This window comes from Streptomyces cellostaticus (genome assembly GCF_023630175.1).
Classification (GTDB): Bacteria; Actinomycetota; Actinomycetes; order Streptomycetales; family Streptomycetaceae; genus Streptomyces; species Streptomyces cellostaticus_A.
Window position 1 is genome coordinate 204,891 of sequence record NZ_JALLIN010000002.1, and the last position, 14,430, is coordinate 219,320.

Here is a 14,430-nt window from a genome sequence, read left to right on the forward strand (position 1 = left end):
GTGTCCGAGTGACGTGTGGGTGGCGTACGACCCCACACGTGGGCCCAGCCGCCTGTGCGACTGGGCCCCTACGGGGGTTGTGAATGTACAGCTCAGATGGTCTGGTCGGCGGCCAGCCGGACGAGCCCTGCCCAGGCGTCCGGGGCGACGGTCAGAACCGGTCCGGATCGGACCTTCGAGTCACGGATGTGTATGCCCTCGACGGCGGCTGCGATCTCTACGCAGTCGCCCCCCTCAGCGCCGCTGTAGCTGCTTTTGAACCAGTGGAGTTCCAGAGCGGCAGCCGAGCTGTCTGCGGTGTTCATAGCTCTCCCAGCAACTTCTCGACGAATCCCAGGGACTCTCGCGGAGTGAGAGCCTGGGACCGGATGATTCCATAGCGCGCGGCGGCGAGACGCACCTCTTCTCGGTCCGTCAGGAGGCTGCTGCGTCCTTGAACCTCCATGTACGTGAACTGCTCCCCGCCCTTTCGCGTGATCATCGTGAACGGGCCGTCCACGCCAGCGTTGTCCTCACGGTCGAGCGGCATGACCTGGATCTCCACGTTGCGCTTCTGGCCGATGAGCAGTAGCTGTTCGAGCTGCCCTCGCAGTACCGCCCTCCCACCGAGTGGCTTACGCAGCACGGACTCTTCGAGTACGAAGCTGAGCAGTGGCGCAGGCCAACGCTCGAAGATCGTCTGCCTGGCAAGCCGCGCTGCCACCCGCAGTTCGATTGTCTCCTCTTCCAGCAGGGGGCGCCGCATGGCAAGCAACGCCCTCGTGTACTCCTCCGTTTGCAACAGCCCTTTGACTACGTGGGTGTCGTAGGAGCACAGTTCGACCGCCTCCGCCTCCAACCGCGCCATGTCCCGGAAGAACGCCGGATACTGTGCCCGCCCCACTTCCTCCTTGAGGGCCTTGAGGACTCCCCCGGCGTCCAGCACCTCGTCCGCGTGGTCGATGAACCTCGGTGGGGGAATCCGCCGCCCCTGCTCGAAGGACGCGATCGACTGCCCCGCGTATCCCACCAGCTTCCCGAACTCCGGTCGTTCCAGACCCGCCCGTACCCGCAGCAACTTCAACTGCCGCCCGAACGCCGCCACCACACCCGATCCCGGCTCGTCCTCCGGCCTCGGCCCGGCATCCTCCCGCTCGCCCTCGCCCCGCTCCACCGAATTCATCGAACCCATCGGTTGCACCGCCTCCCCGACCCAGTTCCCCGGCCCAACGCGCCCACCCCGAGCCGGTCACGCGGCGCGCCTCGTACACCTGCCGCTCCGTCGCGTACAACCGGAACGCGGCGGCGCGTCACCACTGGTCACGCTACGCCACCACCGAGAGCGTTGAGGGCATGAACAGTGAGACCGCTCCCCCGGGCCGCGTCCCCCCGCCCACCAGCCCCACAAGCCACTTCGCGATGCGCTTCAGCTCCACCCCTCGCGGCGCCCGGCTCGCCCGGCGGCTTGCCGGGCAGCGGCTCGACGCATGGGGCATCCCCTACGACTGCGACACGCACCACACGCTGACGCTGATCGTCGCCGAGCTCGCTGCCAACGCCGTTGGGCACGGTCGGGTCCCCGGCCGCGACTTCCAACTCTCGCTGGGCCGCGACGCCAGGACAGTGCGGATCGAGGTCACCGACACCCGCACCGAAGGCGTACCGGTCGTGGCGACGCCCACGGACCTTCGCGACACCGGCCGCGGCCTGCTCCTGGTGGAGCACCTGGCCGACCTCTGGGACTGGCATCCGCGCCGGGAGGGCCCCGGCAAGACGGTCTGGGCGGAGTGCGTCCTGCCGGCGGGAGGCTGAGCGGCCGCCGCACCCTCCTGCCCGTCGTCCCCCGCCGCGCCCGAGCCCCTGTCCCACCGCGACCGCTGGACGGCGGATCGACGCAGCGGTCACACTTGCCCCCTGACCGTGACTATTCATCACGCACACCGGGGGCAAGGTGTCGCAGGAGGCGATCTCCGACCGTTACGAACTCCTGGAGGAGCTCAGCCACGGCGGCATGGGCGACGTGTGGCGCGGCTACGACGCCGTGCTCGACCGGCCCGTCGCCGTGAAGCTCATCCGGCAGGCGTCGGTCACCTCCCCGCAGCTGGCCGAGGAGTTCGCCAAGCGCTTCCGTCGCGAGGCCCGCATCACCGCGCGCATCCAGCACCCCGGTGTGCCGCAGGTGTACGACGCGGTGCTCGACGCGTCGTACGAGCGGCTGTTCCTGGTGATGGAGCTCGTCGACGGCGTACCGCTGTCCGCCTACCTCGACCCCGGCCGGCCGCTGCCGGTCAGCTGGGCGGCCGCCGTCGCCGCGCAGATCGCGACCGTGCTGTCGTACGCGCACGACGTGCCGGTGATCCACCGGGACCTCAAGCCGGGCAACATCCTCGTCGCCCGCGACGGCACCGTGAAGGTCCTCGACTTCGGTATCGCGGCGATGCTGCGGACCGACGTCACCAAGCTGACCGCCACCGGCAGCCCCATCGGCACCCACCAGTACATGTCGCCCGAGCAGGTCCGCGGCGGACGCATCACCCCGCAGACCGACCTGTACGCACTCGGCTGTGTACTGCACGAACTCCTCTGCGGGCGCCTCGCGTTCGAGGCGGAGAGCGAGTACCTGCTGATGTACCAGCACGTCAACGCCACCCCCACCCCGCTGCGGCAGCTGCGGCCCGAGGTCCCCGAGGCGCTGGAGGAGCTGGTCCTGCACCTGCTGCGCAAGGCGCCGGAGGCGCGGCCCGCCGACACGCAGGAGGTGTACGCGCGGCTGCTGCCGTTCCTCCCGCCGCCGGGCCAGGAGCCCGGCACGGCGGACGCCGGTCCGGCCGGCGCGCCCGACCCGACAGGCGTGTTCCGTCACCCCTTCGCGCCTCGCGCCCGCGCCCAGGCCCCGGCTCCCGGTGGTCCGGCGCCGACGGCCGTTCTCCCGGGGGTCCAGCCGGTGCCCGTCCCCGCCCGGCTGCGTGAGGACATCAAGGAGGCGTACGCCCACTCCGACGCCCTGCTGGAGGAGGAGCGGTTCGCGCAGGCCGCCGAGGTGCTCGGCGAGGTCATCGCACCCGCCGCCCTCGCCCTCGGTTCCGAGAGCAGGCAGGTCCTGGCGCTGCGCCGCCAGCGGGCGGCGATCCGCCTCCTCGGCGGCGACTACCGGGCCGCCCTGCCCGAGTTCGACGCCCTCGCCGACGCCTACGCCCGTATCGCCGGGCCCACCGGCGAGCAGGCCCGCGCCTGCCGCGCCCAGGCGGCCCGGTGCCGCGCCGAGCTCGGCCAGGTCACCGACGCGCTCGCCGCGCTCCAGGGCGTGCTGAACGTCGTGCGAGCCGTCGACAGCGACGTGAGCGAGGAAGCCGTGGAGCTACGGCACAACATCGGGATGCTGCTGCTCGCCCAGGGGCGGACCGGCGAGGCGCGACAGGTCCTCGAACCACTCCACCAGGACATGTGCATGGTTTTCGGCCCGGAGGACGAGATGACCGTCGAGATCGCCGAGGCGCTCGCCGTGATCCGCCTCGACCTCGACGGTTCGGCTCCCTGACCCGCTTCCTCCAGAAGCAGCATCGCCACAACCATGCTGCTCTGCGGCCGACGGTCACGTCACCGGGTGGTTCACCGCTCACCGGTGTGGCCGCCAGGTCGGTGGTGCCGCCGGCCGTGTTCCGATCCTCTGGCCACGAGTCCTCCGCGCCGGTCTCCCCTTGTCGTGGGCTTGCTGGTCGGACGTCGGCCGACGGCAGGGAGCGTGAGCGAGATCAGCGTGCCGGAAGGACGGCGGACAGTACGCTGAATCCAGCGGGATCGGGCCCGCAGCACAGTGTCCGGGAGCGTGAGCGATGCGTGAGCGGACTGCCCGATACAGGGTGGCACGAGCCGGATCAAGCGGCTCGCCGCGCGGCTCTGATCAGGGAAAACAGCACCGTAGGGCAGCGCCGGGCAGCCCTCGGCAGGGATGCGATCCCATTCCTGAAGCGGGTGTCGCAGGTTCGAATCCTGCCGGGGGCACGAGCGAAAGGCCCACCTACGGATCTCCGTAGGTGGGCTCTGGCATGCGACATCCACTTCGGCGCCCCGGCAGACGGACTCGGTGCCAGGTCGTGAGCGCAGGTCAGCCGGGGAGCACGGCCGCCGGCTAGGCCGAACGACCCAGCCCAAGAGCCCTGCAGGCCTACAGCATGGGTCGGTCGGCCACTTGTCGAAGCTCCTCTGCGGAGAAGACTTGTCCATGTGGCGGTGCCACAGCACGGAGCGTGCCCCCTTTGGCTGGATCAGCCGTACGCGGATACTGATCAGCTGAGAACGGGACCCACCTGCCACGGGTTGCGGCAAGGACCGCACCGCATTTCCACCTTCCGTGTGTGGATATCACTCTTGCGCCTCGCTCCTTGCGCGAGACAGTGAAATGAAAGGCAGAATCATGCAAACGCAGCGCATCAAGCGCCTCTTCGCGGTTTCCGCCTCTGGCATCCTGATGGCCGGCGGAGCTGCGATTGGCGCGGCCGGAACAGCAGCCGCTGCCGCCCCAGTTCATTCCTCGTCCTTCTCTCACCACTACAACGGCGACTGCGATGGCTGGTGGGACAACGGTTGTGACAACTACGGCGACCACGGCGGATACGGCCATGACGGGGACCATGGCGGCCGCTGATCCTGTCCGATGAATGGGTGGCGTGCACTCCGTCTCAGTGCACACCACCTCCGAGCCCGCCATCGGTCTGCCGTGGCCGTTGCGAGCGCAGCTTCTCCGAAGGCCGACCTGGCGTCCCGCACGGCACAGCACTGTATGGACCGCTCCCCACTGCCAGCCAGGTTTGCATTTGCTCGGAATTCGTTTTGCCGGGTGATGCCCAGGGCTCACGGCGGCGGTGAACTCGACAGGCGCGGCATTTTCGAGCCATTCACAGGGAGTTCGCGATGTCAATCACTCGCGAGACCTCACAGTTCCTCGAGGTCCGTAACGCTAGATACGGAGAGATCTTTCTGCTCAGCCCTGGGCAAGGGGGCACGCTTCGGGCCGAGGTCTACAACACCACCGGCCTCAACGACTGCCCGCCGGAGAGGTGGTCTGCCCTCGATGCGAACAGCCTGGCCAGGGAAGCCGAGGTGCCGGCAGTCTGGTTGAACGGACCACGCTTCTGGCTGATGGACCGGATCACCGTGTTCCAGGTCGGCGACGTCCGTTCGTTCCAGGGACTGGAGGCCCGCTGGGTCGCCGCGATGGACCTCCCCGCGGGCTTTGAGCTGTCAGGCGCCGGAAGTGAGCGCTTCTACAAGGACGTAACGATCAGCCGGGACACCGAGTGGCTGTTCGCGGCGGGCAAACCCGCCTATCAACTGCTCGACCCCGATGGCCGTACGTACTTCATGCAGGCGTATTCGCACATCGTGGATGACACGCTCACCATGGACGCACTCCCCGGTCTGGGAAACCGGCTGCAGCTTCCGGAAGGATGGATATACCGCGAGAAGATTCCGGAGCGCGACATCTCGCTGCGCACCGTGACAGGAGAGGCGCACATCCTGCAGGACGAGTTCGAGAACACATACATGCTCTTGACTCAGTGAGGCGCCCGAGATGACCGTCGAGCAATCGATCAAGCGTGAAGCCGAGCGAGTGGCAGGACAACTGCGACGTGTGGGCCTCGGTCTGAGTCTTGCGGCGTCCGCCACGCGAGTGTCGGTACTTCCGTTCCTGCGAGGACAGCTCGAGGGTTGGCGCAACGAGTATGCCTACACCCTCGCCGTGCAGGGATTCGTCTACGGCTTTCCCTATATGTACAACGCCAAGCTGCGCCACGACTGGGTCACCCAGCCGCGGGATCCCGCGCACGTGCCGTATGCGGCCGTCAACCACTTCTGGCACGCCGCAACCCTCCTGGACGCCACATACCGTGACGGGGGGTGCCCGAACAACGACACTTTGTACTCGATCGCCTGGGTCGATCTGTCGAGGGAACCGGTGATCCTCTCCCACCCCGACATGGGTCATCGCTACTTCGCCTTCCAACTGGCGGACATCACGTCGGACAATTTCGACTACGTCGGCGCACGCACCACCGGTTCCAGCGCCGGGAACTTCGCCCTGACGGGACCGGGGTGGTCCGGCAGACTGCCTCCAGACGTCCGGCAGATGGCGCCCTCACCCACTCCATGGGTGATCGTCCTGGGGCGCACCCTCGTCGACGGGCCGGCCGACGTGGCCGCTGTGCACCGGTTGCAGGAGCGGTACCGGCTTACCTCCCTGAGCCAGTGGGGCGACCCTCACGCCCGGATGCCGCAGCGGCGCGACGTGCTGACGCCTGTCGACCCGCACGAGAATCAGCTGGCTCCGTGGATCACGCTGAACGCGATGCTGGCCGAGAACCCGCCCCCGGAGCATCACCGGCTTCTCCTGGGGCAGTTGGCACGCATCGGCATCGGTCCGCACCTGGACGCTGAGGCCCAGCCTGACGAGGTGAAGCGCAGCCTGATCCGGGCTGCGGTGATCGGGAAGGAACTGGTCTCCCAACAGTTCCTCAGCGGTGACTGGGCCACCTGCATCGACGGATGGCGCTATCCGCCTGATCGCATCGGCCGCTTCGGAGAGGACTTCCTCAGCCGCGCGGCGGATCAGTCGCTGGCCGGCGTGGTCGCCAACGACCCCGCCGAAGCGGTCTATCTGATGGGTTTCCACGACGCCGACGGCAACAAGCTCTCCGCGGAGGGCCGCTACGAGCTGTGCTTCCCGCCCGGAAGCCTCCCGCCCGTGGACGCCTACTGGTCCATGACCGCCTATAGCGCACCGGACCGCAACCTGATTCCCAACGGCGCCAACCGCTACTCGATCGGCGACCGCACTCCCGGGCTCAAGACCGGCCCCGACGGAAGCCTGACGATCTGTCTACAGGCCGATCACCCGGGACCGGAAAACGACAGCAACTGGCTCCCATCCGCCAAGACCGGCGAATGGTTCCTCATCCTGCGCCTGTACCGGCCACATCGCGAAGTCATCTCCGGATCCTGGCGTTGCCCCGGCGTTCTCCGGACCGCCTGACGCCACCTTGACCAACTCCTACCAGCCGACCAGTAGGAAGGTGAGCCGCATGCCTTCATTCCCGACTGCCGAGAAAGCTGTGACCAGGACCTTCGAAGGACTCCGCGGAGTACCTCACGCCGAGATCGTCGTGTTCACCAAGGAGGCCCACGGTCCCGGGGCCAGCGGCATCGTCTACAACACGCTCGGTCTGCCCGTCGACTTCACCGACGAGCAGTTTCGCGCCCTGGACCCCGTTGCGCTGGCAGCGGAGTTCCACGGCGATGCGGTCTGGAAGAACGGACCGCGCCGCGCGCTGATGGACATCGCCACTGCCGAGCTCCTCGACGGTGGAAAGGTGACTTCGGTGCACGGCATCGCGATGCACACGGTGGCCACGGTCGGCGTCGCCGACCTCGCGGTGTTCCTCGGCACCGAGCGTCCCCCGTATCGTCAGCTAACGGTCGTACGGACCACGCAGTGGACATTCCAGAAGGCGCAGCAGGTGCACGAACTGCTTTCGCCCGACGGTCACGCCTTCGTCATGCAGAGCATGTCCCGCGCCGTAGATCATGACCTGCGTATCGATCAACTGTCCGCGCTCGGTCAACGCCTCAGCCTTCCCGAAGGATGGCAGTACCGCGTCCGTACAGTCGACAGTGATCTCCTCGTCGGCGCCCATGGCGACGCCCACATCGTCTTCGACGAGTACGAGAACAATTACCAGCGCGAAGACTGACGTCCCCCGAACCCCGATCAGCAGCCCTGAGCCGTTCTGCCCTGGGTGCCGCCGGCAAGGCCTTGGACCAAGACGTCACTGCGGCGCTCCTGCTCCTGCCCCGCTTCAGCTCCACTTCAGACAGCCATACCCCGGGGACTATTCCTCCCCCTACATCTCATGGAGGCCCAACCATGGCTACTGCACCTGAGACTCCGGTACTCGACACGATCGCCGCCATGACGATCGACTCCATCGAGCACTGCCACATGGACGAGCGCACACTCATCCTCTCGCGCGTCGCCGCACTCGTGGCCATGGACGCACCAGCGGTTTCCTACCTGGCCCACATCAACCCCGCAGTCAGGGCCGAGTTCACGGTCGAGCAGCTGCAGGACCTGCTCGTCGCCATCGCCCCTGTCGTCGGGACAGCACGTGTCATGTCGGCTGCGGGCCATATAGCCCAAGCGTTCGGTGTCGCACTCGCCCTGGCCGACAGCGAAGCGGAAGCCATCGCCCAGGCCGAAGCCGACCGACGTACCACCTCCTAGACAACTGCGCGTTGCCACGCCGAGGCGACCGCAGCCAACCACCGGCAACCGGGTCCGGCGCGCGCCGCGCGCGCGGTGCCGCGCCCCCCGCTCACGTGGCCGGACGGCAAAAGAACGCCATGGCGGAGGCGGAGAGGTGGGCAGCCGGCCTCCCGAATCCGGCATACGCGATCGACGACGACACCGCCATCACGGTGGTCGACGGTGCGGTCGAGGTCGTCTCCGAAGGCAGGTGGTGTCACTTCCCCGCCTGAGCGAGCACCAAGTCGGCGTCCGGCCGGCCCGCCCATCAGTACCAGCGTGGCACCGGGCCTTCACACAAGGGCCCGAGACTCAGTCGCCCGCCGTGCCCGAGCGGATCACCTCCAGCGGGCCGGCCGCAACGCCCCCCGGGGTCGACGGGAGGGTCGTGCGACAGCCGCTCGAGGTGCCTGCCGGGCCCGCCGCCGGCGCCTCGTACGCGCCGGCAATCCGGTGGTGCCCGGGTGCTTCCAGAGGGTGCTGTCCGGTTTCCGCCAGCGTGGGGGCGGACATCCGCGGATCCTGAAGCCATGACTTTGACATATGAGGTGCGGGCGATCGATCCGGCCGTGCTGAAACAGTTGCGGGAACGGGACGACGCCGGTTTCACCCGGGCACCCGTTACCGATCCGGAGGGCGGTGCCCCGCTGCGCTGCTGTCTGCGGCACAGCGAAGCAGGCGAGCGGATCGTCCTCGTCTCGTACGCACCCTTGCGTCGCTGGGCTGAGGAGACGGGCGCCGAGCCCGGCCCGTACGACGAGTGCGGTCCCGTGTTCGTTCACGCCGAGGAGTGCGGTGGTCCGACCTCCGGCTCCGCATATCCACGCGAACTGCACGGCGCTCGCCGGATGCTCCGCACCTACAGCGCCCAGGGGCACATCCTCGGCGGGAGGCTGATCGAGATCCCGAAGGAGCGTGCCACCGAGGTGGACCACGCCCTGCTCGATATCTTCGAGGATCCGACAGTGGCACTGGTACATGTCCGCGCAGTGGAGTTCGGCTGCTTCATGGTCGAGATCCGCCGCCACTAGACGAGGTGTCGGTTCTTCCAGTACAGCGCAAAGGCCGCTCACCTAGGGATTTCCGTAGGTGAGCGGCCTTTGGTGATCGTCAGCCGGGACGCTTGGCCATGACGACCAGTCCGGGCCCGCTGTACTCCTCCGGGGGGAGCCGCAGTTCGGCGACCGGCTCCAGGCCGGCCCGCTCGATCAGGTCGACGAGTTGTTCCGGCCGCCACTTGTGTGTCGTCCAGCGGACGGGTACGCCTCCGTAGGCCTCGGTGCGCACCGCGTCCTCGTCGCCGACGTGCGTTCCGGTGATGAAGTACCCGCCCGGCTTCAACGCATGGGCGAACAGGGAGAGGACCTGAGGGAGGACGTCCCGGGGGAGGTTGAACAGTGACCACCACCCGAGCACGCCGCCCAGGGACGCTTCGCCGAGGTCGAGTTCGGTGGCGGAAGCGACAGCGAAGCGGCACTCCGGATGGAGTCGGCGCGCGTTCTCGATCATGCGGGGCGACAGATCCACCCCGGACACGTCGAGGCCGCGTTCGGCGAGGTAGGCCGTCACCGTTCCGGGCCCGCAGCCGACGTCGAGGACGGGCCCGAGCCCGCGCACGCTGTCGGCGAAGGCGTCGATGGACGCCTTGAGCCATGGGTGGCGGCGGATGTCGCCGATTCCCTTCGTCACGACCATGTGGGCGTAGTTGTCGGCCACCCGGTCGTAGGACTCGCGTACGACGTCGAGATCGGCGGGGCGGTCGATGGGGTGTGCGCGCATCAGCCAACGATAAAGCGGTGAGGGGGACTTGGGGATGGCGAAGCGGGCCAACGGGCCGGATGTCGGCGACGGGCGCCGTCTGGGGGCCGAGCAGGCGGACGTGCCCGAGGTGGAGGTCGTCCGCGGTCGCGGGCCGGCCCGTGCCGCCGGTGCGGGCGCCGGCTGCAGTCGCGAGATCGAGCATGTGGCCCCACCGCGCCCCGCCGGCGTCACCGGGCCGGTGGCCCGACCGGACGGACTCGCTACCCGGTCTTCGGCCCGCCCCGGGCGGCTCCGGGCGGCTCCGGGCAGTGTTCACTCTCCGGATGCGGCCAGCCAGCTCTGCCAGACGTGGCGCGTGTTCGGGACCTCGGGGCGGTCCAGGAGATGGAGCACGTACCCCGCATGGCGCCGAGCCCACGGATTGTCCGTACGGGCGGCCGCTTCGAGCCTGCCCCGCAGGTCGTCGCTGTCCACGGCGTCCACGGCCCGGGCCACGCGCACGTACTCGCGGTCCTTGCAGCGGTAGGGCCGCTGGACGACGATCTCCACCAGGTCGGCCAGCTTGGTTCTGACCGTCCGGTCGTGGTGAGCGACGGCCAGGTCCCGAATGAGGCCCTGCTTCGTACCCCATGCCTTGGCGTGCCGTGTCCACTCCTGGGGATGTCTCGCCTCCCACTCCAGGAAGAGAAGCGCGTAGGGAAGACCCGGCCACGCGGCGACGTCGGCACCGGCCGGCCGGTCCCACAGCGCCTCGGGCAGCGAACCGCCGCGGACCTCCAGGTAGTTCCTGCTCGCCGCCTTCCGACGCGGTGAATACCTCCATCGCCACGTCTTGTTGTACCGGTGCAAGGCGTCCTGGGTGTTCCGCCTGGCGTCGGCCAGCCGGGCGAGCGCCGCAGCGCGTTCGGCCCGATCACCTGCCGTCAGGCCGAATGCCCAGCCCAGCCGCTCGTGCCACGCGTCGGCGCCGTCGGCGCTCATGCCCGTCTCGGTCTCCCTCGTCACCTGGTAGATCATGCTCCACCAAGGGACGGCCCGGCCCTCGCGGGTGGGTGGCCCGGACGGCGAGTACGCTTCGCGCATGGCTCTCACGGTGCACATCCCCGAGTACGTGGAGGACCGCGAGCTGGTGGCGGCCGAGGAGCTCGCGCGCGAGCCCGCCTTCTGGCTCGCGCACCTGCTGTCGACCGTGGGGGATCCGAGCGAGGACCCGGAGCGCTACGGGGTGGACGCAGCGGTCTACGAGGAGATGACGGAGTACCTCACCGACCCCGAGGCGCCCTGGCCGGCACTGCGTGTCCCCTTCGGGGGCGGGCACACCGCCTACGCCGTGTACGCCAACTTCGACGACGCGAACAACGTCGACTTCTTCGTACGCCACCACGAGTGGGGCCGGTTGGGTCACCTCGGCCAGTGCGGCGCCGACGATGCCGGCCCCGGTCTGTCCTGGACGGAGCTGACCACGCTCGCCGGGGCCGCGCAGGACGGTGGTGAGGGTCTGACCGACAGCTCGCAGCGCCTCCTGCTCCTGCTTCCGATGCTCGGCGACGCCGAGCAGCCTCGCGAGGCGGTTCACATCGTGGCGCAGGCGCTGGCCCACTGCGGCATACGTTCCGACGCGGCCGACGAGCTGGCCACCGTGCTGGTCGGCGAGCGGGAGGCCGCTGGCGAACCCCGCTGGACCGTGTCGGAGGACAGCCCGATCGCGGTGTGTTCGTCGCCCTGGAGCCCCCGCCGCGTACCGCTCGCCCTCGGCATCCCACCGAGCCGGGCCCAGGCCCTCGCGGACGCCCTGACCGGACGTGGGTGACATCCACGGCGGCTGACGACGGCGCGGATGCCGGGGTCGCCGCCCGGGCGGTCCGGCCCGCCGACCGACCGCCCCGACCGCCCCGGCCGGAGACGTGCCACCGGGGCCCGTCAGTCGCCGCGCCGGAGGCGCAGGGCGAGTGCCGGGCACTGGCTGACGGTGCGGCGGGCGGCGTGCTCCTGCCAGGGAGCCACCGGGATGGTGGTGGAGGTGGGATAGCCGTGCGGGCCGAGCCGCACGAGGTCGGGAGCCAGCACGGTGCACAGGCCGTGGCCGGAGCAGCGGGACCAGTTCACCTCCAGCCGGGCGTTCCCGGTCCGCGGGAGGGGCAGCACGCCGGGCACGGGACGTCCGCAGCCGGGGCCGGACAGGTGGGCGTCGACGTCGTCGGCGAAGACGTCGAGCGCGGTGAGCAGGAAGCGGGCCGTGCCGTCCGGGTGCGAGCAGGCGCCCTGGCCCTGGGCCGCGCCGAGGGCACGCCGGGCGTTCTCCGGCGCCTCGGGCCCGGCGGCACCGGCGGCCAGCACGGCCAGGGCCTCGGCGGCCTCCGGCAGGCCGCGCTTGCACGGCCCGCACTGACCGGCGGACTCGGCCGCCAGCCAGGCCGCGACCCGGGCGATCTCACCGAGCGGGCAGGTGCCGTGCGGCAGCGTGACGATCGCGCCCGCGCCGAGTGTCCCGCCGAGGCCGGTGAGGCCGGCTCGGGACAGCGGCGCGCCGGCCGCGTCCTCCGGGCGCAGCCATGCGCCGTGGTAGCCGCCCACCAGGACCCCGGCGCCCGGCTCGAGGCCGCAGGCGTCCAGCAGCGGCCCCAGCGGGGTCCCGGCCGGGGCTTCGACCACCAGCGGGCCGGCGCCCGGCCGGTTGAGGGTGAGCAGGACGGTGCCGGGTTCCTCGGCGGTGCCGACGGCGGCGTAGGCGTCGGGGCCGAGCCGGGCGGCGATGGCGAGCTGGGCCCAGGTCTCGGCGTTGGAGAGCAGCGTCGGGCGGCGCCGCACGCCGCCTGTTCCGCCCTCGGCGGCCCGTGCCTTCAGGGGCGTCGGCAGCACCGGCAGGCCGTTGACGCCGCGGACCAGTGCCCCGGACTCACCGGAGACGAAGCGTTCGGGCAGGCAGACGGTCCGGGCCGGGCAGGGAAGCTCACGCTCGCGTTCGGCGACGGCGGCGGGGATCGAGATCTCGCCGGGGCCGCCCGCGGCGACGCCGATCACGATTTCGTCGGCGCCGAACGCGGCCGCCGCCAGGCAGGCCCCGTCCAGTACCAGGTGCGGCGCGCGGGCGAGCAGGGCCTTGTCCTTGGCGCTGGGCGGCTCGCCCTCGGCGCCGTTGACCACGACGACCGGTGGCGCGCCGACGCGTTCGGCGGTGGCCAGCGTGGCTCGCGCCTTGCGCGCGAAGGGGAAGCCGGCGCCACCGCGGCCGCGCAGGTCGACGGCCTCGGCCAGGGCGAGCAGGCCGTCCTGGTCCGGCCCGGGAAGCGGCGGGTGGACGCGGTGGTGCGCGGCGAGGTCGAGTCGCTGGTGACGGTCCAGGCCGGCGGTCAGCCGGGCCGGCCCCAGCCAGCGCACCTCCGGCAGTTCCAGTGCGGTCGCCCTCACCGGCCGCTCCTCGGCTGGGCCAGCCGCAGCGGCCGGAGCTCCGGCGGCGGGGCGTGCCGGGGCTGTCGCGCCGGGCCGGCGTGCGGCACGGACCTGCGGCCCGGCTCGGTCGGCGTCATGGGCCGGGCGGCGGCGCCGACGGGGCGGGCGGCGGCGCCCGGCCGGGGGGCCCGCGCGGACAGAGCGGCGAGCGCGGCCGGGTGCGCGGTGGCGGGCCGGTAGGCCCTGGAGCCACGCCGGCACCGCTTCAGGGCCCGGCGCCGGCCCAGGTGGGACAGCCCGCGGACCATGAGCACGAGCGCCACCCCGGCCGCGCACAGCCCGTAGCCCCACAGCACCCATGCGTGCGCGCGACGGCCCGCGGTCACCCCGTGGGCCACCGCGATCGGCCAGCAGGCGTACGCCAGGGAGTGCAGAACCCGCCACAGCCAGGGGCGCCTGCTGCCGGCGAACCGGCCACGGAGTACGCCTGTGGCCGCGACCAGGACGAGGAGGTCGGCGGCGACCGTGCCCAGGCTCACCGCGAGGAGAGTGCCGCCCGTGAAGGGGACCACCGCGCTCTGCGGGGCGGCGTGCCGCTCCGCGACCTTGACCGCGACGTGGACGGTGAGGAAGCCGAGCGCGGCGACGGCGGTCGCCCGGTGCAGCGCCTGCACGGCCACCCGCAGTCGGCGGGTGAGCACCAGCCGGTCGGTGGCGGCGAGCCCGCACACGACGGCGGCGGTCAGCGAGAGCAGGGTGAAGACCCCCGCGAAGTAGTCCAGGAAGGCCATCGTCCGGTCAGCCGCTGCGGCCAGTGCGGCGCCGACGGGGGAATCGGCGGGCAGGACGTGGCTGAACACGGGACACCTCTTTCCATGGGCTCGGGTCACGCGTCCGCAGGACCGGATCGGTACTCGGCCCGATGTGCCCGCGTCGGCGGGGAGGGTTCCGCCGGTGTGGGACCGGCGGTACCGCGCGACCCGGCCCATTCTTAACCCGTG

General features: G+C 70.5%; 16 protein-coding genes. 10 read left to right on the plus strand and 6 right to left on the minus strand.

All coding sequences use genetic code 11. The features are described 5' to 3' along the window. Positions 1-92: 92 nt before the first annotated feature. Both MXD57_RS02065 and MXD57_RS02070 read right to left on the minus strand, forming a co-directional pair. Positions 93-305, minus strand: coding sequence for a DUF397 domain-containing protein (locus MXD57_RS02065; protein ID WP_250399498.1), 213 nt, complete (start codon positions 303-305; stop codon positions 93-95). After that, positions 302-1,162, minus strand: coding sequence for a helix-turn-helix domain-containing protein (locus MXD57_RS02070; protein ID WP_250399541.1), 861 nt, complete (start codon positions 1,160-1,162; stop codon positions 302-304). Before MXD57_RS02070 ends, MXD57_RS02065 begins: the two co-directional genes overlap by 4 nt. Before the next feature lie 170 nt (positions 1,163-1,332). On the opposite strand from MXD57_RS02070, the gene MXD57_RS02075 reads away from it, so the two are divergent. The 9 genes from MXD57_RS02075 to MXD57_RS02115 all read left to right on the plus strand — a co-directional run bounded on the left by MXD57_RS02075 (position 1,333) and on the right by MXD57_RS02115 (position 9,309). Next, a complete protein-coding gene (locus tag MXD57_RS02075) occupies positions 1,333-1,791 on the plus strand; it encodes an ATP-binding protein (protein WP_250399499.1) in 459 nt (152 codons plus the stop codon). A 139-nt stretch (positions 1,792-1,930) separates the two neighbouring features. Beyond that, a complete protein-coding gene (locus MXD57_RS02080; RefSeq protein WP_250399500.1) occupies positions 1,931-3,517 on the plus strand; it encodes a serine/threonine-protein kinase in 1,587 nt (528 codons plus the stop codon). A gap of 876 nt (positions 3,518-4,393) precedes the next feature. Then, positions 4,394-4,624 carry a hypothetical protein gene (locus MXD57_RS02085; RefSeq protein ID WP_250399501.1) on the plus strand — a complete coding sequence of 77 codons (231 nt, stop codon included), beginning with the start codon at positions 4,394-4,396 and terminating at the stop codon, positions 4,622-4,624. Positions 4,625-4,890: 266 nt separating this feature from the next. Next, positions 4,891-5,541, plus strand: a complete 651-nt coding sequence (locus MXD57_RS02090; protein ID WP_250399502.1) for a hypothetical protein — start codon at positions 4,891-4,893, stop codon at positions 5,539-5,541. A 10-nt stretch (positions 5,542-5,551) separates the two neighbouring features. Next, positions 5,552-7,009: a DUF1254 domain-containing protein gene (locus MXD57_RS02095; protein ID WP_250399503.1), complete on the plus strand. Its 1,458-nt coding sequence runs from the start codon at positions 5,552-5,554 to the stop codon at positions 7,007-7,009. 49 nt (positions 7,010-7,058) lie between these two features. Continuing rightward, on the plus strand, positions 7,059-7,727 hold the full coding sequence (locus MXD57_RS02100) for a hypothetical protein (protein WP_250399504.1): 669 nt from the start codon (positions 7,059-7,061) through the stop codon (positions 7,725-7,727). 173 nt (positions 7,728-7,900) lie between these two features. Continuing rightward, positions 7,901-8,257, plus strand: coding sequence for a carboxymuconolactone decarboxylase (locus MXD57_RS02105; protein WP_250399505.1), 357 nt, complete (start codon positions 7,901-7,903; stop codon positions 8,255-8,257). Between the two features lie 119 nt (positions 8,258-8,376). Then, positions 8,377-8,511: a hypothetical protein gene (locus MXD57_RS02110; protein WP_308290639.1), complete on the plus strand. Its 135-nt coding sequence runs from the start codon at positions 8,377-8,379 to the stop codon at positions 8,509-8,511. A 297-nt stretch (positions 8,512-8,808) separates the two neighbouring features. Continuing rightward, a complete protein-coding gene (locus tag MXD57_RS02115) occupies positions 8,809-9,309 on the plus strand; it encodes a DUF1203 domain-containing protein (protein WP_250399506.1) in 501 nt (166 codons plus the stop codon). A 79-nt stretch (positions 9,310-9,388) separates the two neighbouring features. On the opposite strand, the gene MXD57_RS02120 is transcribed toward MXD57_RS02115, so the two are convergent. Together MXD57_RS02120 and MXD57_RS02125 are read right to left on the minus strand one after the other, a co-directional pair. Next, positions 9,389-10,057 carry a class I SAM-dependent methyltransferase gene (locus tag MXD57_RS02120; RefSeq protein ID WP_250399507.1) on the minus strand — a complete coding sequence of 223 codons (669 nt, stop codon included), beginning with the start codon at positions 10,055-10,057 and terminating at the stop codon, positions 9,389-9,391. A gap of 294 nt (positions 10,058-10,351) precedes the next feature. After that, positions 10,352-11,122 (minus strand): hypothetical protein, encoded by a 771-nt coding sequence (locus tag MXD57_RS02125; RefSeq protein ID WP_308290640.1) that lies wholly within the window; start codon positions 11,120-11,122, stop codon positions 10,352-10,354. On the opposite strand from MXD57_RS02125, the gene MXD57_RS02130 reads away from it, so the two are divergent. Beyond that, a complete protein-coding gene (locus MXD57_RS02130) occupies positions 11,121-11,849 on the plus strand; it encodes a hypothetical protein (protein WP_250399508.1) in 729 nt (242 codons plus the stop codon). The genes MXD57_RS02125 and MXD57_RS02130 overlap by 2 nt on opposite strands. A 110-nt stretch (positions 11,850-11,959) precedes the next feature. Here the strand turns inward: MXD57_RS02130 and MXD57_RS02135 are convergent, their stop codons facing one another. Further along, positions 11,960-13,447 (minus strand): NADH-ubiquinone oxidoreductase-F iron-sulfur binding region domain-containing protein, encoded by a 1,488-nt coding sequence (locus tag MXD57_RS02135; RefSeq protein ID WP_250399509.1) that lies wholly within the window; start codon positions 13,445-13,447, stop codon positions 11,960-11,962. Beyond that, positions 13,444-14,289, minus strand: coding sequence for a hypothetical protein (locus tag MXD57_RS31720; RefSeq protein WP_250399510.1), 846 nt, complete (start codon positions 14,287-14,289; stop codon positions 13,444-13,446). Before MXD57_RS31720 ends, MXD57_RS02135 begins: the two co-directional genes overlap by 4 nt. Positions 14,290-14,430 lie beyond the last annotated feature (141 nt).

What these genes read in the sequence shown, in the direction of transcription:
- MXD57_RS02065 (WP_250399498.1), bottom strand. Translation starts at nt 305, where the DNA reads ATGAACACCGCAGACAGCTCGGCTGCCGCTCTGGAACTCCACTGGTTC.
- MXD57_RS02070 (WP_250399541.1), bottom strand. Translation starts at nt 1,162, where the DNA reads ATGAATTCGGTGGAGCGGGGCGAGGGCGAGCGGGAGGATGCCGGGCCG.
- MXD57_RS02075 (WP_250399499.1), top strand. Translation starts at nt 1,333, where the DNA reads ATGAACAGTGAGACCGCTCCCCCGGGCCGCGTCCCCCCGCCCACCAGC.
- MXD57_RS02085 (WP_250399501.1), top strand. Translation starts at nt 4,394, where the DNA reads ATGCAAACGCAGCGCATCAAGCGCCTCTTCGCGGTTTCCGCCTCTGGC.
- MXD57_RS02090 (WP_250399502.1), top strand. Translation starts at nt 4,891, where the DNA reads ATGTCAATCACTCGCGAGACCTCACAGTTCCTCGAGGTCCGTAACGCT.
- MXD57_RS02095 (WP_250399503.1), top strand. Translation starts at nt 5,552, where the DNA reads ATGACCGTCGAGCAATCGATCAAGCGTGAAGCCGAGCGAGTGGCAGGA.
- MXD57_RS02100 (WP_250399504.1), top strand. Translation starts at nt 7,059, where the DNA reads ATGCCTTCATTCCCGACTGCCGAGAAAGCTGTGACCAGGACCTTCGAA.
- MXD57_RS02105 (WP_250399505.1), top strand. Translation starts at nt 7,901, where the DNA reads ATGGCTACTGCACCTGAGACTCCGGTACTCGACACGATCGCCGCCATG.
- MXD57_RS02110 (WP_308290639.1), top strand. Translation starts at nt 8,377, where the DNA reads ATGGCGGAGGCGGAGAGGTGGGCAGCCGGCCTCCCGAATCCGGCATAC.
- MXD57_RS02115 (WP_250399506.1), top strand. Translation starts at nt 8,809, where the DNA reads ATGACTTTGACATATGAGGTGCGGGCGATCGATCCGGCCGTGCTGAAA.
- MXD57_RS02120 (WP_250399507.1), bottom strand. Translation starts at nt 10,057, where the DNA reads ATGCGCGCACACCCCATCGACCGCCCCGCCGATCTCGACGTCGTACGC.
- MXD57_RS02130 (WP_250399508.1), top strand. Translation starts at nt 11,121, where the DNA reads ATGGCTCTCACGGTGCACATCCCCGAGTACGTGGAGGACCGCGAGCTG.
- MXD57_RS02125 (WP_308290640.1), bottom strand. Translation starts at nt 11,122, where the DNA reads ATGCGCGAAGCGTACTCGCCGTCCGGGCCACCCACCCGCGAGGGCCGG.